Here is a 21,474-nt window from a genome sequence, read left to right as displayed (position 1 = left end):
CGCCCCGGCTCGCGAGACAGCAGATGCGCGCCGAGACGGCGGTTGCCAGCCGCTGTCTCGGCGCACGGGTGCTGTCTCGGCGAGAACCGGCGCCGGGCGGCGCCGGCCGGGGTCAGGCCGGGTCGAGTGCGGCGACCGCGTTGGCGAGCACCCGGGCCACCGGCCACGCGCCGTCGGCCGTGCTGCTCATGACCGTCGCGGTGGTCGCGGTCCCGGGATGATGCACCGACCGGAACGATGCTCCGACGTCGCACCCCTCGAGGACGACGCCGGTGCCGGTCTCATTCAGCCAGAAGCCCAGGCCGTACCGCATCCCCTCGTCCTCGTCGTGCGATCGCGGTTCGACCATCCGGGCGACGGTCTCGGTCGAGACGATGCGGCCGGCGAAGAGCGCCTGCCAGAAGCGGTGGACGTCGGATGCCGTCGTCGACGCGCCGCCGTCGCCGTTCGCCCGCACCGGGAGGTGCAGCGTGTTGACCCGCAGCCCCTCATCGAAGACGTAGCCGCGCGCGTGGTCGGCGCCGAGCTCGTCGGTGCGGGGGAAGCCCGTCTCGGTCAGCCCGGCCGGATCGAGCACGAGCTCCTGCACCACCTCGTGGTACCCGCGCCCCGTCACCCGCTCCACGATGATCGCGAGCAGGACGTAGCCGCTGTTGCAGTAGGCGAACCCGTCACCGGGTGCCGCTTTCGCCGGGATGCCGTCGAGGAGGGGCAGGAACGCCTCGGCGCTCGTCAGCGTGTGCACCGGCGCGGCGAGGAAGAACTCGGATACGTCGAGGTCGTCGTCTTCGTCGATGTAGTCGCCGATGCCGGACGTGTGTCCGAGGAGCTGCTCCACGGTGACGGCATCGTCCACCAGCGGGAGGTCCGCACCGAGCACCGAGCGGGCCGTCGTGTCGAGGGACAGGTCCCCGCTCTCGACGAGCCGCATGACCGCGAGCGCAGTGAACGCCTTGCTGCCGGAGGCGATCGCGAATCGCGTGAACGCCGCCACCGGAACCTCGCTCGCGCGATCGGCGAGCCCGTGCTCGCTCCGCCAGAGAGAGGCGGCGCCCGCGTCGACCCGGATGACCCCGGTGAACGGCGCCTCGTCGACCGCTGAGCGGATGGATTGCGGATCGAGGGCGATGGTCGTCGTCGAGCTCATGAGACCACTGTGTCAGTGACATCCTCACGAACGCGAACGGAACTGCTGTGCCGTCACCCGGAAGCGACTCCTCCCCAGGGGAGAGCTCGCGCCAGAACCGGCGGTCTGCCATTACCGTCATGGACTCGAGGCGACCGCGTCACTTGACTGGGACCGGTCACAGTCACAGCAACGAGGGAGTTCGCATGGCCACACGCAACACAGCACTCATCACCCGAACCGCGCTGGGAACCGTCACCGTTCTCGCATTGGCGTTCCTCGCCGGCTGCTCCACGGCGCCGGAGGTCGCGGAGTCGACCCTTACGTGGGATGCCGAGGCAGGCGCGTATGAGATCGAGCCCGACGTCGCCAGCGGAGAGGCGCCGCTGAAGGTCTGGGTGGAGTATCCCGAGTACGGTGACGCGCTCGTCGAGGCGTTCACCGCGGAGTATCCCGATGTCCGTATCGAGCTGACGACGGTGTCGAAGGTCGATGCCGTGGCGAAGATGGAGCTCGACGGCGAGGCGGGCACCGGCGCGGACGTGTACTTCACGAACTTCACCGACCTCTCGGGAGCGATCGACTCCGGGGTGGCGGCACCGTTGGGGGAATACGACACCGAGATCACCGAGCGTGTCGGCGAGACCTTCGCGGGTGTCGTCAGTCGCGACGGCGACCTCTACGGGGTGCCGGTTTCGACCGAATCGATCGCGCTGTTCTACAACAAGACGCTTCTGCAGCAGCTGACGGGTACGAGTGAGCCCGCGCAGACATGGGAGCAGATCCGCGAACTCGCGTCGACGTACAACGACCCGCGCGCGAATCGCTGGACCATTCGCTGGCTGAGCGGTCAGCTCTACTACGCCTACCCCGTGCTGACCTCGCTCGGATGGCATCTCACCGGCGACGCCGCCGATCCCGGCCTCGGCGAGCCCGCTCTGACCGCGGGGCTCGAGTACTACGGCGCGCTCCGCGACCTCTGGCAGGTCAACTCCGCCGACGCCACGTGGGACTCCATCGAGATGGAGTTCGCCAAGGGGCAGACTCCGTACGTGGTCACGGGCCCGTGGGCGATCGGCGACTTCACCACCGCGGGCGAGGACGCGGGCTTCGAATTCGGCGTGACCACGCTGCCGGCTGTGGACGGCGGTGAGGAGCCCGCGACTCTCGCGGGCCTCGGCGTGGCCGCGGTCTCGGGCTACTCGGAGCACCCCGGCGCGGCTCGGGTGTTCGCCGCGTTCCTCGCCTCGGACGAGGCCGCCGCCGCCCTGTACGCAACGACGGGCGGCATCCCCGCGTTGACGAGCGAAAATGCGGCGGGCATCCCGGGCCTCGCCGACGACCAGCACGCGGGCGGCATCCTCGCGCAGGCCGAGCGGTCGGATCTCATCGCCGACGTCGGCGACGAGCTCTGGACCGTCGGGAACACCCTCGTCGCAAGCGTGTGGGACGGTGTCCTCGAAGCGCCCACCGCCCAGCAGCAGGCGGTCGCGGGTTACGCCGACCTGACCGGGCTGGGGGAGTGACCCCGCATCATCGCGGAGCGAGCCCGACGGCGCCGTGGGCGTTCGGGCTCGCCTCCGCGCTGGTGCCGGGTCTCGGCCAGGTGCTCAACCGCGAGTGGGCGAAGGGCGTGGGGCTGGCCGGCGTGGCCCTGCTCGCGGTCGCCCTCGAGGCCTCGACGGGGCATTACGCGAACCTCGGCGGCTACACTCCGCGGACCCACGGTGGCTTCTTCATCCGTGGCATCTGGGGTCTCGTGACATTGGGAACGCAGCCGAGGGCGATGACAGTGGCGGGGCTCTCGGCCGGTGACCATTCGATCGTCCTGATGGTGAACGGGATCATCGCCGTCCTCGTCCTGCTTCTGCTCCTCGCCCTGTCGGTGTGGGCCGTGCGGGATGCCGTTCGCACGCGACGGCGCTTCCTCGAGACCGGCGAGCGCATCGGCGTCGGGTCCTGGGCCCGCGATGTCCGGCAGAAGTCGTTCCCGTACCTCGTGCTCGCCCCGACCCTCGTCCTGCTGCTGTTCGTGACGGCCCTCCCCGTCATCTTCGGCATCCTCATCGCCTTCACCGACTACAGCGACGACACGTTGCCTCCCCTGCAGCTCGTCGAATGGGTCGGGTTGGCGAACTTCGGGCAGCTGCTCGGTGCCGGCGCTTGGGGTGCGACGTTCTTCGGCGTGCTCGGGTGGACGATCACGTGGGCGGTGCTCGCGACGGCGACGACGTACGTGTTCGGGTTCGCGCAGGCGGTGCTCGTCTCGAGTCGGCGCGTCCGCTTCCCCCGCCTGTGGCGAAGCATCTTCTTCCTCCCCTGGGCGGTGCCGGCGATGATCTCCGCGCTGGTCTTCCGCTCGATGTTCAACGGCCAGTTCGGTCCGATCAGCCAATTCCTCGTCGACACGGGCGTGACGCCTGAACGAGTGATGTGGCTCACCGACCCGGCGAATCCGTGGCTCGCACGAATCATCGCGCTGCTGGTCGGCCTGTGGCTCGGCTTCCCGTACTTCATGGCCCTCGTCAGCGGTGCACTGACCAATATCTCGCCGAGCTATTTCGAGGCGGCCCGCATCGAGGGCGCCTCCGCGGCGCAACAGGTGCGCTACATCACCCTCCCGATCGTGCTGCGAGCGACGGCGCCGCTCATCGTGCTGTCGTTCGTCGCCAACTTTAACAACTTCGGGGTCATCTACTTCCTCACCCAAGGCGGTCCCGCCAACCCCGACTACCGGTACGCCGGCAGCACGGACATCCTCATCACCTGGCTCTACAAGCTCACGCTCGACAACGGTCTGTACGACATCGCTTCGGTGATGTCGATCCTGATCTTCGTCGTCGTCGGAAGCTTCTCGGTGTGGAGCCTGCGTCGTTCGAAGGCGTTCGCCGATGCGTAGAACTCGAAGCCGTCTCATCACCGTCCTCATCCACGTCGAGCTCGCCGTCGTCGCGGTCATCGTTCTGTACCCGCTGGCGTGGATCGTCGGATCATCACTCGGCTCGGGACGGTCGCTCGCGCAGGCATCGGCCATCCCGACCGATCCGACGTTCGCCAACTACGTCCGGCTGTTCGCCGAGACGCCGTTCGCAACCTGGTACGGCAACTCGCTCATCGTCGCGGTGTCGAACATGGTGCTCAGCGTGCTGCTGTCGGCGATCGCCGCCTACGTCTTCGCGCGACTCCGTTTCTCGGGCCGCCGCATCGGGTTGCTGGTCATGCTCGTCATCCAGATCTTCCCGACGTTCATGACCGCCATCGCGATCTACATCCTGTATCTCACCTTCGGCCTGCTCGACAGCCTCGCGGGCCTGGTCATCGCGAGCGTCGCCGCCGCGGTGCCGTACAACATCTGGCTGCTCAAGGGTTACCTCGACGGCATCTCGACGAGTCTCGACGAGGCGGCCGTCCTCGACGGTGCGTCCCACCTGCAGATCTTCACGCGCATCCTGCTGCCGCTCATGACTCCGATGCTGACGTTCGTGGCGGTGACCCAGTTCGCCGTGCCGTGGATGGACTTCATCCTGCCGCGCCTGTTGATAAGCAGCCCGGAGAACTACACCGTCGCGATAGGACTGTTCCAGCTGATCTCGGATCAGACCCGGAACGACTTCACGACCTTTGCGGCAGGGGCCATCCTCGTCGCGGTGCCGATCACGGTGCTCTATATGGTGCTCCAGCGCTACCTGGTCGCGGGGCTCGCGCAAGGAGGAGAGAAGGAATGACCATCACGCCACTGCCCGTCCGAGGTGCGGACGTGTCGATGACCGCCGAGGTCGAGGCTCTCGGGGGAACATTCTCGGATGCCGCCGGAACGAGAGATCTGTTCCGCATCCTCGCCGATCACGGCGTCAACCTCGCGAGACTGCGGGTATGGGTCGATCCCACCGATGCCGAGGGTCGTCCCTACCAAGGCGGAACCAACGATCTCGACACCACCGTCCGTCTCGCCGAACGCGCACGAGCCGCGGGTCTCGATCTCATGATCGACCTGCACTACAGCGATTTCTGGGCCGATCCCAAGAAGCAGTCACTGCCGCGATCCTGGCAGGGTCTCGACTTCGCCGGGGTGAGGGATGCCGTCGCCGCCCACACGGCCCGGGTGGTCGAGGCGGTGCGATCCATCGCGGGGAGCCCCGAGTGGGTGCAGGTCGGCAATGAGACGACGAACGGGATGCTGTGGCCTTTCGGACGTGTCCCTCGGTACGACCTCGAGAGCCGGAGCTTCGCCCCGGCGGCCGAGGAAGAGGCTCGCGCGCAATACGACCGCCTTGCGGCGCTGCTGCAGTCGGGATCGGCGGCGGTGCGGGCCGGCGATCCGGGCTCGCGGATCGTGCTGCACCTCGACGCCGGGGGCGCCGCCGACCTCTACCGTCGCTGGTTCGACGAGATCAGCGCGCGCGACGTCGACTTCGACGCGGTGGGCCTGTCGTACTACCCGCTCTGGCACGGCTCGCTCGACGACCTGCGCGACAACCTCCACGCCATCGTCGAGCGATATCGCAAAGACGTCATCGTCGTCGAGACCGCCTATGCCCGCCGGCCCGACAATCCCGCCGGCACGTCGATGTTCGACGCCGGGTCACCGGCCGCGGTCTACCCGGCGTCGATATCGGGCCAGGCGCGTTATCTGGATGATCTCGCCGCTGTCGTGCGAGGCGTTCCCGACGGCCGGGGGAGGGGAGTCGTGTATTGGGAGCCCGCATGGCTACCCGTCGCCGGGACATCCTGGGCATCGGAGGCCGGTATGGCCTACGGAGACGACATCGCCGAGCCGGGAAACGGCTGGGCGAACCAGACGCTTTTCGACGAGCACGGACGTGCGCTCGCCTCATTGAGCGCACTCGGGGCGGCAACCGGCCGCCCCGACAGGTGAGAGGAGAACAGCTATGACGCAGCGACCACGGCGGCGAGCAACGGCGCTCGCCGCGGCGGCGGCAGCCGCTCTGATCGTCGGCGGCCTGCCGGCGACCGCCGCGACGGCGGCCTTCGATCCGGACGACTTCGTGATGGGAGGCGATCTCGGGATGATCCACGAGGTCGAGTCGCTTGGTGGGCAGTTCTCCCGCGGAGGGGCCGCCGGTGATCCGATCGAGATCATGGCCGATTCCGGTATGAACCTCGCTCGGCTCCGCTTGTGGGTCGACCCGTACACCGTCTCGGGCGAGCCCTACGGCGGCGGCACGAACGACCTCGCCACGACGATCGCCACCGCCCAGCGTGCACAGGCCGCGGGAATGGACATTTTGCTCGACTTCCATCTCAGCGACTGGTGGGCGGACCCGGGCACGCAGACGGTGCCGAAAGCCTGGCGGACCCTGTCCTACCCTCAGCTCGTGACGACCGTGCACGATTACACGAACAATGTGATCGACCAGATGCGTGCTGCGGGTGTTCTGCCCGACCTGGTGCAGATGGGCAACGAGATCCCGGCCGGCATCCTCTGGGATCACGGCAGAGTGGGCAACGGCGTCTCGGACTTCTCGCAGCTCGCCGACCTCCTCAGCGCGGGCATCGACGGTGTCGACGCCGCCCTGGCGCCGGGCGAGGACATTGAGATCGTGCTGCACCTCGATCACGGCGGCGACAACGCCCTCTACCGCTGGTGGTTCGATGAGATCACCGCCCACGGGGTGCCCTTCGACATCATCGGCCTGTCGTACTACCCGTTCTGGCACGGCACCATGGGCGAGCTCGCGGTCAACCTCAACGACATCAGTGCGCGCTACGGAAAGGACGTGCTGATCGTCGAGACGGCCTACGGGTGGACGCTCGGCGACGGCGACGGCCTCGGCAACTCGTTCTACCTGGCCGAGGAGGCGGCCGGCGGCTATCCCGCGACCGTCGCCGGCCAGACGGCGTTCCTGCGTGATCTGCGGGACATCGTCCGATCCGTTCCGAACGGCCGCGGTCGCGGGCTCATCTGGTGGGAGCCGGGTTGGCTCCCCGTGCCCGGCGCGAACTGGGGCAGCGAGGCCGGAAAGCTCGACAACGACGACGGCGGCGTATTGTCCAACCCGTGGGACAACCAGACGCTGTTCGACTGGTCCGGTGAAGCGCTCGCGACACTCGACGTCTTCGACGAGGTCCCGCCGGCCGACCTCGCGGTCAACGGCGGATTCGAGCAGGACGGCTACACGAACACGCCGACCGGCTGGGGCGTGTGGTCACCGGGCGGTGCGCACGCGAACGCGGTGTTCACACAGGACCCCGCCGTCGTCGGAGAGTTCAAGCTCACCTTCTGGAAGTCGACGCCGTACACGGCCTCGATCTATCAGACGTTTACGGGTCTGTCCGCCGGAACCTACCGGATCTCGGCCTGGACCCTGAACGGCGGCGGCCAGAACGCCGCCTACCTCTATGCGAAGAACGCCGGCGGCTCCGAGCAGCAGGCCTCGCTCCCGGTGAGCAGCAGCGACTGGCGACGCGTGGCGATCGAGGTCCCGGTCACGAGTGGGTCCCTCACGATCGGGTTCCTCACCGACGCGCAGGCGGGCGGCTGGATGAACGTCGACGACGTCCGCGTGGAGCGGGTCGGCTGAAACGCGAACGGGGCCGGTCCTCTCGGACCGACCCCGTCGTGCGTCAGTGACGCTCAGAGAGCGCGGATGTTCGTCGCCTGCAGGCCCTTCTGGCCCTGCTCGACGTCGAATTCGACCTTCTGGTTCTCGAAGAGGTTGCGGTGGCCCGAGCCGGCGATGGCGCTGAAGTGCGCGAAGACGTCGGCCGTGCCGTCGTCGGGAGCGATGAAGCCGAAGCCCTTTTCGGAGTTGAACCATTTGACGGTGCCAGTGGCCATGTCGTCATTTTCCTTCTGTGTTCTGAGACCACCGCTGTGATGATCCGGATAACCGTGACGGCGGTGCTGTCGCGGAGCGTGGGGGCGAACGTGGATGCGTTCGCTGATGTGTGCGCTGCGGGCGGCGATGCCGGTGCGCTGGCCGGAGCGAGTGGGCTCTCGGCGGTAGATCGATGGCTGGATGATTCGGCGTGCACGACGACGGAGAACGTCGACGGAGAGGCGCCTGAGAGGCGCCGACTCTTGAATGCTACGCGAATACGCGGCGCCGTGGGGCGCCGACGTCATCGGCGGTCCCACGGCGTCGCGAATCGACTCGGTCAGCGGGCCGCGGCCGGCCACCGCAGCAGAGCGACGGGAGGCTCGGGAACCCGCTCCTCGCGCTCCTCGCCGACTTCGGTGCGCTCCTCCGCGACCAGGACCTCGGCGCCGGTCAGCACGGCGGCGCGGGCGAGTGCCTCGGCGACGGATGCCGTGGCGACGGTGCCCGCCGTGAGGCGGTCGTCGTCGCGGACCGCCACCCAGGGCTCGGCGTCCAGGGCCAGGATCGTGTCGTCGGCTTCGAGGAGTCGGTTGTCGAGCACGAGCGTGTCGACCTGCGACTGCTGCAGGGCGGCGACGACCTCGGCGGTGCCGCGCGCGCCGCTCTCACGGTCGCCGGCGGCGGCGCGATCGCGAGCGGTCGAGACCGCGTCGTCGAGCAGGTGCTCGGCCGTCTCCGAGACCGCTGCCAGCAGCGCGTCGTCGTCGGCTCCGTCGGCGCGTGTGTTCGCATCCACCTCGACGACCCGATCGCGAGAGGTGGGACCTAGCTGCTCGAGGAGCAGCTGCCGGGCACGCACGTCGCCCGAGATCGCCACGAATCGGGGGTGCCGTTCGCGCACGATGCGGTCGACCGCCTCGGCGACCTCGGACTGATTGTGCTTCCACGTCTCCTCGGCGCGCGCATGGAAGCGGCGGTGCGACCACCCGCCCGTCCGGACCTTCGTCAGCGTGTCGGTTCGGCCCTCGATCGATTCGGCGCTCACCTCGCGGGAGCGTCCGGCGCGCTCGAGGCGCAGATCGGCGCCGTCTCGCGTCGTCTCGACGACGAGGTAGAGGAGGTCGGCGGATCGGTGCCGGAGCAGCGGGAGCAGCGGCGCGAGGGGACCGTGTCCGAGCTCCTCCGGTCCCAGCCGCTCCCCGCTGAAGTGCTCGTCGACGATCAGGGCACCGCCCCGCGCCGCGAGATAGCGCGCCGACGGCGAGGGCACGCCGCCCGCGTCCTCGAGCGCCCCATCGATCGCCGCGATGTCGGCATCGGGCGCACCGGCGTCGGCCAGCGCATCGCGCACGGTTCGTCGCCGGGCTTCGCGCGTGGGGACCGGCTCGTCACCGGCTCCATCGACGTACGCCCACGTGAGGGCTCCGTTCCCGCCGGTCAGGGACTGCAGCGCCGCCTCAGACATCCGACTCTCCCTGGTCGTCGCGCTCGAGGGCTCTCTCGACCGCAGGGGAGTCGGTGTCATCCGGCAGCGGCTCCGTCTCACGGAAAGGCTCGGCGTGTGCGGTGCCCGCCGCGCCCTGCACCATCCCGCGGGATTCCTGCTCGAGCTCCTCGTCGAGAGCCGGTCCGTGCTTCGTGTTGCCGCGTTGTGCATCGGTCATGGTGTCTCCCTTCGACACCTCGACGCTACGGATGCCGCCTCGGCCCGCGGCAGGAGGTTGACGGATGCCGGTCTATCGGCGACCCTGCGGAGGCTCTGCCGAAGCGAACCGCGCGTCCAGCGCATTCAGCACACGCGCGCAGGCGGCGACGTCCTCCGGTGTGCCGGCGAGCTCGAACTCGAAGACGACCGGACGACCCGACACGACCGCGAGCTCACGAGCCGCCGCCTGGTAGAAGCGGCCGAAGTTGCGGTTGCCCGATCCGATGATGCCGATGAGCCGTCGCCGGGCCGCGGGGGATCGGAGGAATGCGCGCACCGCTCCGGGGAGGGTCGCGTGCACATCGTTCCCCGCCTTGTACGAGGGAGTGAGGAGGACCCACGATCCAGCCGGCTCGGACTGGCGCACGTCCCGTCTGCTCAGATCGAGAACGGGGCGCCCGTCGGTGTCTCGGAGCCGGTCGGCGAACCGCCGGATCAGATTCGACGACGACGAGTAGTAGTACACCGGTACCTGGCCCATCCTCCGATCCTGTTCCGCGGCGGGGAACGGCGCTGCCGTCATGACCGGGATTATGTCGAGCCATCCGATTCGCGGCGGTGAGCCCGGCGACGCTCGCCGCCGCCTACGCTGGGCTCATGCAGCAGCGTCGCCTCGGCCCCACCGACCGTTCCGTCTCCGCCATCGGCCTCGGCACCTGGCAGCTCGGCGCCGGGTGGGGCGATGTGACGGAGGTGGATGCGGACGCGGTGCTCGCGGCATCCGTCGAATCCGGAGTGACGCTGTTCGACACCGCGGACGTCTACGGCGACGGGCGCAGCGAGACGAGCATCGGTCGTTTCCTCGCCGCTCGCTCGGATCACGGTGTCACCGTCGCGACGAAGATGGGGCGACGGCTCGAGCAGGAGCCGCAGAACTACACGCCCGAGAACTTCCGTGCCTGGACCGAGCGATCACGGCGCAATCTCGGGGTCGACACGCTCGATCTCGTCCAGCTGCACTGCCCGCCCACGGCGGTCATCGAGGACGACGCGACGTACGACGCCCTCGACGACCTCGTCGCGAGCGGGGCGATCGCCGCCTACGGCGTGTCGGTCGAGACGGCGGCGCAGGCGCTCGCCGCCATCGCCCGTCCCCGCGTCGCGAACGTGCAGATCATCCTGAACCCGTTCCGCCTCAAGCCTCTCGACGAGGTCCTGCCCGCTGCGGAGGCCGCGGGCGTCGCGATCTTCGCGCGGGTTCCCCTCGCGTCCGGCCTGCTCAGCGGTCGCTACACGGCCGAGACGTCCTTCGCTCCCGACGATCACCGCACCTACAACCGTCACGGCGAGGCGTTCGACCGCGGCGAGACCTTCTCCGGCGTCGACTACACGACCGGCTTGGAGGCTGCGCGACGCCTCGCCGCCGCCCTGCCCGACGGGGTCTCGCTGCCCGCAGCGGCGCTCGCGTGGACGGCGTCCCAGCGCGGCGTCACCTCCGTCATCCCCGGCGCCCGTTCCGCCGAGCAGGCCCGCGCGAACGCCGATGCCGCCGAGCTGATCGGGACGCCCGAGCTGGCGGACTTCTCCCGCGCCGTGACGTCCGTCTACGACGACCTCCTGCGCGCGGACATCCACCCGCACTGGTGACGGCGCTTGCGCCGGGATGGCCGGCGCCCGACGATGGATCCATGCCCCGTCGCCCCGCTGCCGCGCTCATCGTCGGCGTCCTCGGCGGACTCCTCATCGCGGGCGGGACCGGGTGGGCGCTGAGCCCGGCGCTGAGCCTGAGCGCACTCCCATCGGAACGCATCGTCGTCGCCGAGAGCGACCCGGCTTCCGCCACGGCGACGGAGACTGCGAGCGCACCGGCGCCGACGGCCCCGCACCCCGCCGATGACACCCCGTACGACCTCGCGTCCCTTCCGCTCATCGACGTGCGCTCGGTGAACCCCGCCGTGCCCGTCGACGACGACCCGACCGGAGTTCTCAGCTCGAGCCTCGCCCGCCCGCTCGGATCCGGCGCGCCCGTGTTCGCCGAACCGGGCGGCACGCCCGTGGGGCACCTCCCGCGCACGCATCACTACGGCGGCACCACGGTGCCCGTCGTGACCGCCGAGGAGCACTGGGTGAAGGTGCTGCTGCCCGGTCGCCAGGGCGTGCCCCCGCAGGGCGACGGCGGTCAGACGGTCGGCTGGCTCCGCGTCAGCGACGTCGAGATCACTCCCACCGAGTCCTACGTCGAGGTCCGGCTCAGCGCCAACACGATCGATATCGTCACCGCCGCCGGACGCGAGCGGGTCAGCGACCAGTTCGCCTGGGGCAAGCCGGCGACACCGACCCCGTCGGGCCGCACCTTCATCATGTGGACGACCGTCGTGCCGGAGTTCCGCTACACCGAGGGGCACCCCGTGGTCTATCTCGGCATCCAGTCTCCGGTCATGGCCGGGTTCGACGGCGGCGACGTCGCCGTGACGGCATTCCACTACTACCGGCAGCGCGAGGGCGACACCTCCTTCGGGTGCATCTACCTCGACGGCCCGGCCACCGACCGGCTCGCGCAGCTGGCCGCGGGCACCCCCGTCATCATCCATCCCTGACCGCCCATCTCCGACCTGGGGATGCCGCGCCCCGGCGCGCGGGCGACGTCCTACGCTGAGCGGATGATCTTCGAGTTCGACGCCGAGGTGTTCCGCTGGACCGCGCGCACCCAGGACTGGTTCTTCGCCGCCGTGCCCGACGAGATCAGCGCCGACATCCGCGAGATCCCGAGGATGCCGCGCGGCTTCGGCGCCGTCCGCGTGCGAGCGCGGATCGGCGGTTCACGGTGGGAGACCTCGATCTTCCCCGACAGTGATCGCGGCACGTACATCCTGCCGCTCAAGCGCTCGGTGCGGGATGCCGAGGGAATCGGCTCCGACGGGGTCGTCCGCGTCGGTCTCGAGACCGTCGACGCATGAGCTCGGCGGCCGCGGTCGCCGCCGTCGGGATCGGCGTCTGCGCCGTTGTCGGGATCGTGCTCGCGATCACCGACCTGCGGTCGCACCGGCTGCCGAACGCCCTCGTGCTGCCGCTGTATCCGGCAGCCGCCGTCGTGTGCCTCGCGCGGGCCGTCGACCTCGGAGCCGTGTGGCCGGTCGTCTCGGGCGCGGTCGGCGGGCTGGTGCTCTTCGCCGCCTACCTCCTCCTCCGCCGACTCGGCGGCGGTGTCGGCGGCGGCGATGTGAAGCTCGCCGGAGCCGTCGGGATGCTCGCCGGCTCGGTCGACCCGGTCGCGCCGCTCGCCGCGACCGCACTGGCCTTCGTGGGAGCCGGGGTCGTCGCTGCCGTGCTCATCGCCACGCGCCGTGCGACGCGCTCGACGCGCATCCCCTTCGGGCCGTTCATGATCGCCGGAGCGGCGGTCGCGATCGTGCCGGCACTGTCGCCGGCCGCCGAGACTGTCAAGGGCGCCCTGGCGTCCGCGGCCTCCGCGCTAGGGTGACGGCCATGGCCGAAACGACGCTCATCGCCCGGGTCACCGCAGGGGCACTGCAGCGCAAGCCGGTGCGCGCCTTCCTCCGGTACAGCGAGCACCGCGGTGCCCAGCTGGCCGACAGCGTGACATACCGCACCCTCTTCAGCCTCTTCGCCGGCGTGCTGCTCGGGTTCTCGGTCGCCGCCCTCTGGCTCGCGGGCAACCCCTCGGCCTGGCAGGCGCTCATCGATTCGGTCAACCGCGTCGTGCCCGGCCTCGTCGGCAGTGACGGGCTGATCAAGCTCGATGCCATCTCGGCGCCGGCAGGACTGACGATCGCCGGCGTCATCGCCGTCGTCGGTCTGCTCGGCTCGGCCATCGGCGCGATCGGCTCACTCCGCCTCGCGATGCGATCGATCGCCGACGAGCTCACCGATGACGTCCTCTTCGTCTGGGTGCTGCTGCGGAACCTCGGTCTCGCGATCGCGATCGGCGGAGCACTGGTGGCAGCAGCCGCGGTCACGTTCGTCGGGACGGCGGGGATCGGCATCCTGGCCGACCTCGTCGGTCTCTCGGACTCGAGCCCCGCCGTCCTCTTCGGCGGATGGTTCGTCTCGCTCGTCGTCGTGTTCGCCCTCGACACCGTCGCGATCGCCGTGCTCTTTCGCGTGCTTTCGGGAGTGCGCGCCTCCCGGCGCGCTCTCTGGAGTGGCGCGCTGCTCGGCGGCGCCGGACTCACGGTGCTCCAGCAGCTCTCCGGTCTGTTCGTCGGGGGAGCGAGTTCGAACCCGCTGATCGCGTCGTTCGCGTCGCTCATCGCTCTGCTGCTGTGGCTCAACCTCTCGTCGCAGGTCATCCTGATCGCGACGGCCTACATCGTCACCGGCGTGCGCGAGGAGGAGGACCGGGTCCGGAGTCGCTTCGGCGCGCGGACGTTCGCCCAGCGACGTGTCCAGCGCGCCGAGGAATCGGTCGCGGCTGCCGCGCGAGAGCTGCAGGCGGCCCGCGTCGTCGAAGAGAAGGAGCGTCGCGGAGCGGATGCCTGACGCGGAGGCGGTGACGGGCGAAGCGTTGATTCGGCCGGCCTACACGGCCGACCAGGTTCGCGCAGCCGAGGCGCCGCTGCTCACCGCCGGCGAGCCGCTCATGGATCGTGCCGCCGCCGCCCTCGCGACGATCGTCGGCCGTGTCACGCCCGCCGGGCGGCGCATCCTGGTGCTCGTCGGCGGCGGCGACAATGGCGGCGACGCGCTCCTCGCGGGTGCCGCTCTCGCGGAATCGGATCGAGAGGTCGACATCCTCACCGTCGCCGACCGCAGCCACGAGCGCGGCGCGGCGGCCGCGCGTGCCGCCGGCTGTCGGCGCGTCGAGCTCGCCGAGGCCGTGGTGGCGGCGGAAGCCGGCGAATACGCCGTGATCGTCGACGGGATGCTGGGCATCGGCGCTCGCGGCGGGCTCCGAGGCGCCGCGGGCGAGACCGCCGCGACGCTCTCGGGGGCGGTCGGGCGGGATCGCACGCCCGTCATCGCCGTGGACCTGCCGAGCGGTCTCGATCCCGACACGGGCGAAGCGGGGGCCGACGTCCTGCCCGCCTCGACCACGGTCACCTTCGGCGCCCCCAAGATCGGATTGGCGCGCGGTCGCGGCGCACAGCTCGCCGGGCGTGTCGTGCTCGTCGAGCTCGGCCTCGCGCTGACCGAAGCCGATTCCCCGGGAACGGTGACGGCCGAGATCTACCGCGCGTAGCGCTCGACGAAGTTCCGAAGGATCGTCCCGGTGTGGGTCACCGGCTCCCGGCGGACGGCCGCGAGGGTCGGGTCCAGCTCATCGGCGGCGAAGTAGCCGTATCCGGCGTAGGCGTGGATGCGCGTCCGGATGCCGTCGAGATCGAGCTCCGGGTGGAACTGCGTCGCGTACACGTTCGACCCGACTCGGAACATCTGCACCGGACATCCGGCCGAACTCGCCAGGAGGGTCGCCCGCGGGGGCAGGCTCGCGATCGCCTCCTTGTGTCCGACGAAAGCGGTGAAGCGCTCCGGCATCCCTTTCAGGAGCGGATCGGCGGCGCCCGCCGGGGACAGTTCGACGTCGACGACGCTGATGGGCTCGCCGAACCGTCGATCGATCGTCGCACCGAGGTGCGCGCCCACGGTCCCGATGCCGTAGCAGGCTCCGAGAAAGGGGAAATCCGCCGGGACGACGAGGCCTAGCAGATCGGCGAACTCGCTCTCGACGCGACGCTGGACGGGCGACTTCGTCTCGATCGGATCGGATGCGTTGAACGGACCACCGCCGACGAAGATGCCCGACAACGCATCCAGATCGAGCGACGGCAGCGGACCGGCCTCGAGCCGGATGCGGCGCAGGTTCCGCTCGTCGAGTCCCGTGAACCGGAGGAAGAGCTCGTACTCCTCATCGGCCGGCACATCCTCGGCGCGCGTCGCCAGTAGGACGAACGGCTTCACTGCGCGCGCCGCGCGCGGACGTCCGCGCGTACCCGGCTCCTCGGCATGGCGCAAGCGTATCGGGTCGCTCGATGCCCGCGGGTAGGGTCGGGGCAGGAGGTCAGAACATGGCTATTGCACGACTGCACGGTGGTCCGCTCGACGGACAGACCCTTCCCCTCGACGACGCGTCGTCCGACCGGTTGATCCTGCCCTACAGCGAGACGCAGGTCGTCTACGAGCGCGCCGGAGACGCCGAGCACACCGGCGAGGGCGACGGCCCGACGTCGTCGGAGTTCCGTTTCGTCGAGTCCGAGGGCGATATCGATCCCTCAGCCGACGAGCGCGACGACCGCGTGACCAGTGACGACTGAGCCGACGAGTTCGCTCGAGATCGAGCGCAAGTACGACGTGGACGCCGCCGCACCGCTCCCGGTGCTGGCGGCGCTTCCCGGTGTCGCGGGCATCGGCGACGCGGAGATCCGCGAGCTCGACGCCCGGTACTTCGACACCGCCGACGGTCTCCTCGCCGCGGCGCGGACGGCCCTCCGGCGCCGCACCGGCGGTCCCGATGCGGGCTGGCACGTGAAGCGCTCGACCCCCGAGGGCAAGCACGAGACCCGGTGGCCGCTCGACGAGGCGGACGACCTCGGAACGGCCGCCGTGCCGGCAGCGGTCGCGGCGGAGGTGGCCGCCGTCGCGGCGCCGCCCTTCGAGGTGATCGCCCGCATCCGCAATGCGCGAGTCGCGTACGCGCTGCACGACGCAGCCGGCGACCTCGTGGCCGAATTCGTCGACGACAGGGTCAGCGCCCGCGACGAGCGCACCGGCCGGGAGAGCAGCTGGCGGGAGTGGGAGCTCGAGCTCGGACCCGCCGGTCCCGGCGACCCGGACGCGATCACGGCGTTCTTCGCCGCGGCGGACGAGCTGGTCCACGCGGCCGGGGGACGGGTCGCCGCATCCGAGTCGAAGCTCGGACGCGCTCTCGGGCGCTGACCGCGCTGGTTCCGCCCGACGCACGAGCAGCGCCCCGCCGGCCGAAGCCAGCGGGGCGCTGCTCGTCTCCGACGGGTGTCAGAGGTTGATCATGTGGCCCGCGAGCCCGTGGAACGCCTCCTGCAGGCCCTCCGACAGCGTCGGGTGGGTGTGGACGTTGCGCGCCGCCTCGAGAGCGGTCAGGTCCCACTTCTGCGCGAGGGTCAGCTCGGGCAGCAGCTCCGACACGTCGGGGCCGATGAGGTGGCCGCCGAGGAGCTCGAGGTGCTCGGCGTCGGCGATCAGCTTGACGAAGCCGACGGGCTCGCCGAGGCCGTTCGCCTTGCCGTTGGCCGAGAAGGGGAACTTCGCGACCTTGACGTCGTAACCGGCGTCGCGCGCCTGCTGCTCGGTGAGACCGAACGAGGCGACCTGCGGCGAGCAGAAGGTCGCGCGCGGCATGTTGCGGTAGTCGCCGAGCGTCTGCGTCTCAGCGCCGCCGATGGTCTCGGCGGCCACGACGCCCTGCGCCTCGGCGACGTGGGCGAGCTGCAGCTTCGCCGTGACATCGCCGATCGCGTAGATCCCCGGGACGTTGGTCCGCATGTGGTCGTCGATGTCGATCGCGCCCCGCTCGGTCAGCTTCACGCCGGTGTTCTCGAGCCCGAAGCCCTCGACGCGGGGGGCGAAGCCGATCGACATGAGGACCTTGTCGGCCTCGATCTGACCCTTCGCACCGTCGGCGTTCGCCGAGTACGAGACGGTCACCTTGTCGCCGGAGTCGACGATCTGCTCGACCTTGGTGGAGGTGAGGATGTCGATGCCGTACTTCTTGTACTGCTTCTGGATCTCCTTCGAGACCTCGACGTCCTCGTTCGGGAGGGCGCGGTCGAGGAACTCGATGATCGTGACCTTCACGCCGTAGTTCGACATGACGAAGGCGAACTCCATGCCGATGGCGCCGGCGCCGACGATCGCGATCGAGCTCGGCAGGTCGCGCGTGAGGATCTGCTCCTCGTAGGTCACGACGTTCTCGCTCAGCTCCACACCGGGCAGCAGGCGCACGGTCGATCCCGTCGCGATGATGACGTTGTCGAAGCTCACCGTCTCCTGCGAGCCGTCGGCCTTGGTCACCTGGATGGACTTCGCGTCGACGAACGAACCGCGGCCCTCGTACTCGGTGACCTTGTTCTTCTTCATCAGGAAGTGGATGCCTTTGACGTGCGTCTCGGCGACCTTGCGGCTGCGGTCGAACGCGGTGCCGAAGTCGAAGTGCACGTCGCCGCTGATGCCGAAGAGGTCGGCCTTGTGGTTGAACGTGTGCGCGAGGTCGGCGTTCTTCAGCAGCGCCTTCGAGGGGATGCAGCCGACGTTGAGGCACACGCCTCCCCAGTACTTCTCTTCGATGATCGCGACGGACTGTCCGAGCTGGGCCGCGCGGACAGCTGCGACATACCCGCCGGGGCCCGCGCCGAGGATGACGACGTTGTAGTGAGGCATGCTCTCAGCCTAGTCCTCGGTGCGTCGACGGGATGCCGCGACGACGACCACCGCGAGGGCCCCGACGAGCACCACGACGCCCGCCCCGATGCCGATCCACAGGGCCGGCGAGGCGCTCTCGTCGTCCGGGGTCGCGGCGGGCTCCGACGACTCGGCCGGATCCGGCGCGGCCGCGGGATCGCCCGCGACGAAGGCGTACTCGCCCGAGACGGGGTGACCGTCGCTCGACACGACGCGCCATCGAACGGTGATCTCGCCCTGGCTCTCGCCCGAGATCTGCTGCGTCACGCGTGTGCCGTCGAGCTGGGGGTCGCCCTCGGCGAGCTCGGTGCCGGCGGCGTCGGTCACCGATACGACGTTGATGCCGGACTCGTCGATGAGGACGCCGCTGAACGTGAGCGTGAGCTCGTCCGGCAGGGCGTCGATCCGGGCGTCGGCCGCGGGGTCGGCGGCGAGCAGCTCGTCATGAGCGAACGCCGGTGGGGCGAAGCCGATGAGCGAGAGTCCCGCGACGACGCCCAGGGCGGCGAGGAGGCGGGAATGGCGGCGGGAGAGGGGGGCGCGGGAAGACATCGACACGACCCTATCGACGCGCGGTTCGGACCCGGCTGTGAGCGCGGGCCCGACGAGTGCCGGGGCTGCGGGCCGTCGTCTCGCCGAGCCGCGGGCGGCGTTCGCGGACGGGGGCCGATCCCGTTAGGCTGGGCCTTCGAAGAGGGAGGACACCGTGGACGAAAAGGACCGTGACGTCGACGACATTCGACGCGAGCCCGACCGCACCCCGCACAGCGGCTCCTCGGACACCACGCAGACCTTCGGGCACGACCTGGATCTGTCGTTCGTCCCCTTCGGCGCCGACCTCACCGCTGTCGAGCGCGATGCCATCCAGGCCCTCCCCGCGCGTGCCGCCCTCCTCCTGGTCCGCTCGGGCCCCACGGCGGGAGCGCGGTACCTCCTCGACACCGACGTGACGACGATCGGGCGGCATCCCGAGGCCGACATCTTCTTCGACGACGTGACCGTGTCTCGCCGTCACGCCGAGATCACCCGCACCGGCTCGGTCTTCGAGATCGTCGACCAGCGCTCGCTCAACGGCACCTACGTCAACGGCGAGCGCGTCGACCGCGCGGTGCTCGCGGACGGCGCCGAGCTGCGCATCGGCAAGTTCCGCCTCAACTTCTTCGTCTCGCCCCTCGATCGCGCACAGGCGCACGGGGCGTGAGCGCGGCGTCCTCCGCCCGCAGCCGCAGCGCGGCGGCGGGATACCTCAGCATCGGCCAGGTGCTCGCGCGGCTCAGTCCCGAGTTCCCGGCCCTGAGCAGCAGCAAGCTGCGGTACCTCGAAGACCAGGGAATCGTGACCCCGACGCGTACCGGATCGGGCTACCGCAAGTTCTCGCTGGCGGACGTCGATCGGCTCCGCATGGCCCTGACCCTGCAGCGCGACCACTACATGCCGCTCGCGCGCATCCGCGAGTACTTGGAGTCCGAGGGCGCGGAGGCGGAGCTGCCGTCCCTTCCCGCCTCGATCGTCGCCCCGCGGCGATACCGTCGCGATGAGCTCGTCCGCGAATCCGAGGCCAGCGCCGCGCTGCTGGCGGATGCCGTCACCGCCGGCCTGCTTCCGGCCGCCGACACCTACGACGAGCGGGCTCTCGCGCTGCTGCGCACGCTCGTCGCCCTCGATCGGCACGGCATCGGCCCGCGGCACCTCCGCACCGTCCGCCAGGCCGCCGAGCGCGACGTGGCGCTCATCGAGACCGCTCTGGCGCCGCTGCTCCGACGCACCGACTCGACGTCGCGCGGACGCGCGCACGAGCTCGCGCCCGAGCTCGTCCGGCGCCTCGACGAGATGCGCTCGGCGTTCGTCCAGACCGCCCTCGACCGACTCGTCCGGTGACGCCCGCGCGACACGCCGGGCTCCCGACGCGGATGTCGTTGCCGCACCGGCGTCCCTCATCTAGCGTGGAGACAACCCGACCGTCCGGCAGGAGGACACCATGACCGCGCATGATTCGCTCGGCGAGATGCGGTTCACCACCGACCTGCTGTTCACCGACGGTCTGCCGCAGATGGACGACGAGGTCGGCTATCGCGGCGCGCAGGCGGCCCGCGCCGCCGGGATCACCTACCGCCAGCTCGACTACTGGGCCCGCACCGAACTCGTCGTCCCGACGGTCCGCGGTGCGAGCGGCTCCGGATCGCAGCGGCTGTACGGATTCCGCGACATCCTCGTCCTCAAGCTCGTGAAGCGCCTGCTCGACACCGGGATCTCGCTCCAGCAGATCCGCGTCGCCGTCGATCAGCTGCGCGCCGCCGGCATCCGCGATCTGGCCGGCACCACCCTCATGAGCGACGGTGCATCGGTCTACCTGTGCACCTCGAACGACGAGGTCATCGACCTCGTCAGCCGCGGCCAGGGCGTGTTCGGCATCGCGGTCGGAAAGGTGCTCCGCGAGGTCGAGTCGACCCTCGTCGAGTTCGACCCGCAGTCGCCGGACCCGGTCGACGAGCTCGCCGCTCGTCGCTCCGCCCGCACGGCCTGACGCCCGCATCCGGCGTCATCCCGGCCTCTACCGCGAAACATCACTTTCGCGCCGAGACAGCGAGCGAAACCCGCGTTCCCGGCGCGAAAGTGATGTCTCGTGCGATGACGGGACGAGGGATCAGGCGGGTGCGGGTGCTTCGCCGGCGACCGTGATGCGTCCGGTGCGCATGACCCGATCGAGGAGGGCGTCGAAGTCCGACGCGAGCTCCTGCGCCGAATCGCCCGGCCAGATGTGCAGCGGTTTCGCGGCGCCCTGGGCCTGCTGCAGCGAGGTGCGCTCGGGCAGCTGCGGCGAGAGAACGAGCGGACCGAACATGTCGCGGAGCTCCTTGATGCGGAACTGGTGCTCGATCGACTGCGGCCGCACGCGGTTGACGACGATGCCCAGCGGTTGCAGCCGGGGCGAGAGTCCGCGTCGGATCTCCTCGATCGCGCGCAGGGCGCGGTCGGCGGCGGCGACCGAGAACAGGCCCGGCTCGGTCACCACGATGACGCGGTCGCTCGCCGCCCACGCGGTGCGGGTGAGCGCGTTCAGCGAGGGGGCGCAGTCGATCAGCACGAGGTCGTAGTCGGCCTCGATGGTCGCGAGGGCCTCCTCGAGCTTCCAGACGTCGCGCACGCTCGGGTGCGGCCCGTCGAAGTTGATGGCGGAAGGGCTGCCGATGAGGACGTCGATCGTGCCCGGGTGCACCTTGGCCCACCCGCTGGCGGTGATCGCCTGACGGACGACCTTCTCGCGCGGGTTGGCGAGGACGTCGGCGACATTGAGCCGGCCGGCGACCTGGATGTCCATCCCCGTCGAGACGTCGGACTGCGGATCGAGATCGACGACCAACGTCCGGACCCCGCGGGCGAACGCGGCGGATGCGAGCCCCAGCGTGACCGTCGTCTTGCCGACCCCGCCCTTGAGCGAACTGACGGAAAGTACGTGCACGAGGGTCTACGTTACCGTCCCCTAGGCTGTGAGGGTATTCGAGCGGCACCGGCGCCGCCCGACCACC

25 protein-coding genes are annotated in these 21,474 nt (G+C 70.1%); 16 read left to right on the top strand and 9 right to left on the bottom strand.

The annotated features are described in order from the left end of the window. Nucleotides 1-112 precede the first annotated feature (112 nt). Complete coding sequence (locus F6B42_RS09710) at nucleotides 113-1,147, bottom strand: serine hydrolase domain-containing protein (RefSeq protein ID WP_150419413.1); 1,035 nt, start codon at nucleotides 1,145-1,147, stop codon at nucleotides 113-115. Between the two features lie 185 nt (nucleotides 1,148-1,332). On the opposite strand from F6B42_RS09710, the gene F6B42_RS09705 reads away from it, so the two are divergent. From F6B42_RS09705 to F6B42_RS09685, 5 genes are read left to right on the top strand one after another with little or no spacing between them, the layout of a single operon-like run. Beyond that, the gene (locus F6B42_RS09705) at nucleotides 1,333-2,652 is read left to right on the top strand and encodes an extracellular solute-binding protein (RefSeq protein WP_191089321.1); all 1,320 of its coding nucleotides are present in this window, start codon (nucleotides 1,333-1,335) and stop codon (nucleotides 2,650-2,652) included. Next, on the top strand, nucleotides 2,649-4,025 hold the full coding sequence (locus F6B42_RS09700) for a carbohydrate ABC transporter permease (RefSeq protein ID WP_150419411.1): 1,377 nt from the start codon (nucleotides 2,649-2,651) through the stop codon (nucleotides 4,023-4,025). The genes F6B42_RS09705 and F6B42_RS09700 overlap by 4 nt, the downstream gene beginning before the upstream one ends. Beyond that, nucleotides 4,018-4,851 carry a sugar ABC transporter permease gene (locus F6B42_RS09695; RefSeq protein ID WP_150419410.1) on the top strand — a complete coding sequence of 278 codons (834 nt, stop codon included), beginning with the start codon at nucleotides 4,018-4,020 and terminating at the stop codon, nucleotides 4,849-4,851. The genes F6B42_RS09700 and F6B42_RS09695 overlap by 8 nt, the downstream gene beginning before the upstream one ends. After that, nucleotides 4,848-6,002 (top strand): glycoside hydrolase family 53 protein, encoded by a 1,155-nt coding sequence (locus F6B42_RS09690; protein WP_150419409.1) that lies wholly within the window; start codon nucleotides 4,848-4,850, stop codon nucleotides 6,000-6,002. Before F6B42_RS09695 ends, F6B42_RS09690 begins: the two co-directional genes overlap by 4 nt. Before the next feature lie 13 nt (nucleotides 6,003-6,015). Then, complete coding sequence (locus F6B42_RS09685; RefSeq protein ID WP_150419408.1) at nucleotides 6,016-7,668, top strand: glycoside hydrolase family 53 protein; 1,653 nt, start codon at nucleotides 6,016-6,018, stop codon at nucleotides 7,666-7,668. Nucleotides 7,669-7,721: 53 nt separating this feature from the next. Here F6B42_RS09685 and F6B42_RS09680 read toward each other — a convergent pair whose 3' ends face one another. The 4 genes from F6B42_RS09680 to F6B42_RS09665 all read right to left on the bottom strand — a co-directional run bounded on the left by F6B42_RS09680 (nucleotide 7,722) and on the right by F6B42_RS09665 (nucleotide 10,136). Then, a complete protein-coding gene (locus tag F6B42_RS09680) occupies nucleotides 7,722-7,925 on the bottom strand; it encodes a cold-shock protein (protein ID WP_150419407.1) in 204 nt (67 codons plus the stop codon). Nucleotides 7,926-8,245: 320 nt separating this feature from the next. Continuing rightward, nucleotides 8,246-9,373 carry a baeRF2 domain-containing protein gene (locus F6B42_RS09675; RefSeq protein WP_150419406.1) on the bottom strand — a complete coding sequence of 376 codons (1,128 nt, stop codon included), beginning with the start codon at nucleotides 9,371-9,373 and terminating at the stop codon, nucleotides 8,246-8,248. Further along, nucleotides 9,366-9,572: a hypothetical protein gene (locus F6B42_RS09670; RefSeq protein WP_150419405.1), complete on the bottom strand. Its 207-nt coding sequence runs from the start codon at nucleotides 9,570-9,572 to the stop codon at nucleotides 9,366-9,368. The genes F6B42_RS09675 and F6B42_RS09670 overlap by 8 nt, the downstream gene beginning before the upstream one ends. A gap of 72 nt (nucleotides 9,573-9,644) precedes the next feature. Continuing rightward, entirely contained in the window at nucleotides 9,645-10,136 is a 492-nt protein-coding gene (locus F6B42_RS09665; RefSeq protein ID WP_317983649.1) for a ribonucleotide reductase stimulatory protein, read from the bottom strand. Between the two features lie 74 nt (nucleotides 10,137-10,210). On the opposite strand from F6B42_RS09665, the gene F6B42_RS09660 reads away from it, so the two are divergent. The 6 genes from F6B42_RS09660 (at nucleotide 10,211) to F6B42_RS09635 (ending at nucleotide 14,753) form a co-directional block, all read left to right on the top strand. Then, complete coding sequence (locus F6B42_RS09660; protein ID WP_150419404.1) at nucleotides 10,211-11,200, top strand: aldo/keto reductase; 990 nt, start codon at nucleotides 10,211-10,213, stop codon at nucleotides 11,198-11,200. Nucleotides 11,201-11,241: 41 nt separating this feature from the next. Beyond that, on the top strand, nucleotides 11,242-12,150 hold the full coding sequence (locus F6B42_RS09655) for a L,D-transpeptidase (protein WP_150419403.1): 909 nt from the start codon (nucleotides 11,242-11,244) through the stop codon (nucleotides 12,148-12,150). Between the two features lie 63 nt (nucleotides 12,151-12,213). Continuing rightward, a complete protein-coding gene (locus tag F6B42_RS09650) occupies nucleotides 12,214-12,510 on the top strand; it encodes a DUF1905 domain-containing protein (protein WP_150419402.1) in 297 nt (98 codons plus the stop codon). Next, nucleotides 12,507-13,034: a prepilin peptidase gene (locus F6B42_RS09645; protein WP_150419401.1), complete on the top strand. Its 528-nt coding sequence runs from the start codon at nucleotides 12,507-12,509 to the stop codon at nucleotides 13,032-13,034. The genes F6B42_RS09650 and F6B42_RS09645 overlap by 4 nt, the downstream gene beginning before the upstream one ends. Before the next feature lie 5 nt (nucleotides 13,035-13,039). Next, nucleotides 13,040-14,053 (top strand): YihY/virulence factor BrkB family protein, encoded by a 1,014-nt coding sequence (locus tag F6B42_RS09640; protein WP_150419400.1) that lies wholly within the window; start codon nucleotides 13,040-13,042, stop codon nucleotides 14,051-14,053. After that, the gene (locus tag F6B42_RS09635; protein ID WP_150419399.1) at nucleotides 14,046-14,753 is read left to right on the top strand and encodes an NAD(P)H-hydrate epimerase; all 708 of its coding nucleotides are present in this window, start codon (nucleotides 14,046-14,048) and stop codon (nucleotides 14,751-14,753) included. The genes F6B42_RS09640 and F6B42_RS09635 overlap by 8 nt, the downstream gene beginning before the upstream one ends. Here the strand turns inward: F6B42_RS09635 and F6B42_RS09630 are convergent. Continuing rightward, nucleotides 14,741-15,472: a glutamine amidotransferase gene (locus F6B42_RS09630; RefSeq protein ID WP_150419398.1), complete on the bottom strand. Its 732-nt coding sequence runs from the start codon at nucleotides 15,470-15,472 to the stop codon at nucleotides 14,741-14,743. The two genes, F6B42_RS09635 and F6B42_RS09630, sit on opposite strands and share 13 nt — an antisense overlap. A 107-nt stretch (nucleotides 15,473-15,579) precedes the next feature. On the opposite strand from F6B42_RS09630, the gene F6B42_RS09625 reads away from it, so the two are divergent. Together F6B42_RS09625 and F6B42_RS09620 are read left to right on the top strand one after the other, a co-directional pair. Continuing rightward, nucleotides 15,580-15,825, top strand: coding sequence for a response regulator (locus tag F6B42_RS09625; RefSeq protein ID WP_150419397.1), 246 nt, complete (start codon nucleotides 15,580-15,582; stop codon nucleotides 15,823-15,825). Then, complete coding sequence (locus F6B42_RS09620; protein WP_150419396.1) at nucleotides 15,815-16,447, top strand: CYTH domain-containing protein; 633 nt, start codon at nucleotides 15,815-15,817, stop codon at nucleotides 16,445-16,447. Before F6B42_RS09625 ends, F6B42_RS09620 begins: the two co-directional genes overlap by 11 nt. 78 nt (nucleotides 16,448-16,525) lie before the next feature. Here the strand turns inward: F6B42_RS09620 and lpdA are convergent, their stop codons facing one another. After that, nucleotides 16,526-17,926, bottom strand: a complete 1,401-nt coding sequence (lpdA, locus tag F6B42_RS09615; protein WP_150419395.1) for a dihydrolipoyl dehydrogenase — start codon at nucleotides 17,924-17,926, stop codon at nucleotides 16,526-16,528. A gap of 9 nt (nucleotides 17,927-17,935) precedes the next feature. Beyond that, on the bottom strand, nucleotides 17,936-18,499 hold the full coding sequence (locus F6B42_RS09610; protein ID WP_150419394.1) for a copper resistance CopC family protein: 564 nt from the start codon (nucleotides 18,497-18,499) through the stop codon (nucleotides 17,936-17,938). A 154-nt stretch (nucleotides 18,500-18,653) separates the two neighbouring features. Here F6B42_RS09610 and F6B42_RS09605 point away from each other — a divergent pair, with 154 nt between their 5' ends. The 3 genes from F6B42_RS09605 (at nucleotide 18,654) to F6B42_RS09595 (ending at nucleotide 20,471) form a co-directional block, all read left to right on the top strand. After that, on the top strand, nucleotides 18,654-19,148 hold the full coding sequence (locus F6B42_RS09605; RefSeq protein ID WP_150419393.1) for an FHA domain-containing protein: 495 nt from the start codon (nucleotides 18,654-18,656) through the stop codon (nucleotides 19,146-19,148). Next, nucleotides 19,145-19,825, top strand: a complete 681-nt coding sequence (ftsR, locus tag F6B42_RS09600; protein ID WP_150419392.1) for a transcriptional regulator FtsR — start codon at nucleotides 19,145-19,147, stop codon at nucleotides 19,823-19,825. The genes F6B42_RS09605 and ftsR overlap by 4 nt, the downstream gene beginning before the upstream one ends. Nucleotides 19,826-19,925: 100 nt before the next feature. After that, nucleotides 19,926-20,471 carry a MerR family transcriptional regulator gene (locus tag F6B42_RS09595; RefSeq protein ID WP_150419391.1) on the top strand — a complete coding sequence of 182 codons (546 nt, stop codon included), beginning with the start codon at nucleotides 19,926-19,928 and terminating at the stop codon, nucleotides 20,469-20,471. A gap of 120 nt (nucleotides 20,472-20,591) precedes the next feature. On the opposite strand, the gene F6B42_RS09590 is transcribed toward F6B42_RS09595, so the two are convergent. Next, nucleotides 20,592-21,407 (bottom strand): ParA family protein, encoded by an 816-nt coding sequence (locus F6B42_RS09590; RefSeq protein WP_150419390.1) that lies wholly within the window; start codon nucleotides 21,405-21,407, stop codon nucleotides 20,592-20,594. Nucleotides 21,408-21,474: the final 67 nt, after the last annotated feature.

It is taken from the genome of Microbacterium radiodurans (genome assembly GCF_008710705.1).
GTDB lineage: Bacteria > Actinomycetota > Actinomycetes > Actinomycetales > Microbacteriaceae > Microbacterium > Microbacterium radiodurans.
The sequence above is the reverse complement of the archived record's forward strand: the minus strand, read 5'-3'. Positions and strand labels throughout refer to the sequence as shown.

Bases quoted from the DNA above. Each gene is read 5' to 3' on its own strand.
- F6B42_RS09655 (WP_150419403.1), top strand. From the start codon at position 11,242: ATGCCCCGTCGCCCCGCTGCCGCGCTCATCGTCGGCGTCCTCGGCGGA.
- F6B42_RS09695 (WP_150419410.1), top strand. From the start codon at position 4,018: ATGCGTAGAACTCGAAGCCGTCTCATCACCGTCCTCATCCACGTCGAG.
- F6B42_RS09640 (WP_150419400.1), top strand. From the start codon at position 13,040: ATGGCCGAAACGACGCTCATCGCCCGGGTCACCGCAGGGGCACTGCAG.
- F6B42_RS09710 (WP_150419413.1), bottom strand. From the start codon at position 1,147: ATGAGCTCGACGACGACCATCGCCCTCGATCCGCAATCCATCCGCTCA.
- F6B42_RS09705 (WP_191089321.1), top strand. From the start codon at position 1,333: ATGGCCACACGCAACACAGCACTCATCACCCGAACCGCGCTGGGAACC.
- F6B42_RS09665 (WP_317983649.1), bottom strand. From the start codon at position 10,136: ATGACGGCAGCGCCGTTCCCCGCCGCGGAACAGGATCGGAGGATGGGC.
- F6B42_RS09635 (WP_150419399.1), top strand. From the start codon at position 14,046: ATGCCTGACGCGGAGGCGGTGACGGGCGAAGCGTTGATTCGGCCGGCC.
- F6B42_RS09610 (WP_150419394.1), bottom strand. From the start codon at position 18,499: ATGTCTTCCCGCGCCCCCCTCTCCCGCCGCCATTCCCGCCTCCTCGCC.
- F6B42_RS09690 (WP_150419409.1), top strand. From the start codon at position 4,848: ATGACCATCACGCCACTGCCCGTCCGAGGTGCGGACGTGTCGATGACC.
- F6B42_RS09625 (WP_150419397.1), top strand. From the start codon at position 15,580: ATGGCTATTGCACGACTGCACGGTGGTCCGCTCGACGGACAGACCCTT.
- F6B42_RS09645 (WP_150419401.1), top strand. From the start codon at position 12,507: ATGAGCTCGGCGGCCGCGGTCGCCGCCGTCGGGATCGGCGTCTGCGCC.
- F6B42_RS09650 (WP_150419402.1), top strand. From the start codon at position 12,214: ATGATCTTCGAGTTCGACGCCGAGGTGTTCCGCTGGACCGCGCGCACC.
- lpdA (WP_150419395.1), bottom strand. From the start codon at position 17,926: ATGCCTCACTACAACGTCGTCATCCTCGGCGCGGGCCCCGGCGGGTAT.
- F6B42_RS09680 (WP_150419407.1), bottom strand. From the start codon at position 7,925: ATGGCCACTGGCACCGTCAAATGGTTCAACTCCGAAAAGGGCTTCGGC.
- F6B42_RS09670 (WP_150419405.1), bottom strand. From the start codon at position 9,572: ATGACCGATGCACAACGCGGCAACACGAAGCACGGACCGGCTCTCGAC.
- F6B42_RS09685 (WP_150419408.1), top strand. From the start codon at position 6,016: ATGACGCAGCGACCACGGCGGCGAGCAACGGCGCTCGCCGCGGCGGCG.
- F6B42_RS09595 (WP_150419391.1), top strand. From the start codon at position 19,926: ATGACCGCGCATGATTCGCTCGGCGAGATGCGGTTCACCACCGACCTG.
- F6B42_RS09660 (WP_150419404.1), top strand. From the start codon at position 10,211: ATGCAGCAGCGTCGCCTCGGCCCCACCGACCGTTCCGTCTCCGCCATC.
- F6B42_RS09675 (WP_150419406.1), bottom strand. From the start codon at position 9,373: ATGTCTGAGGCGGCGCTGCAGTCCCTGACCGGCGGGAACGGAGCCCTC.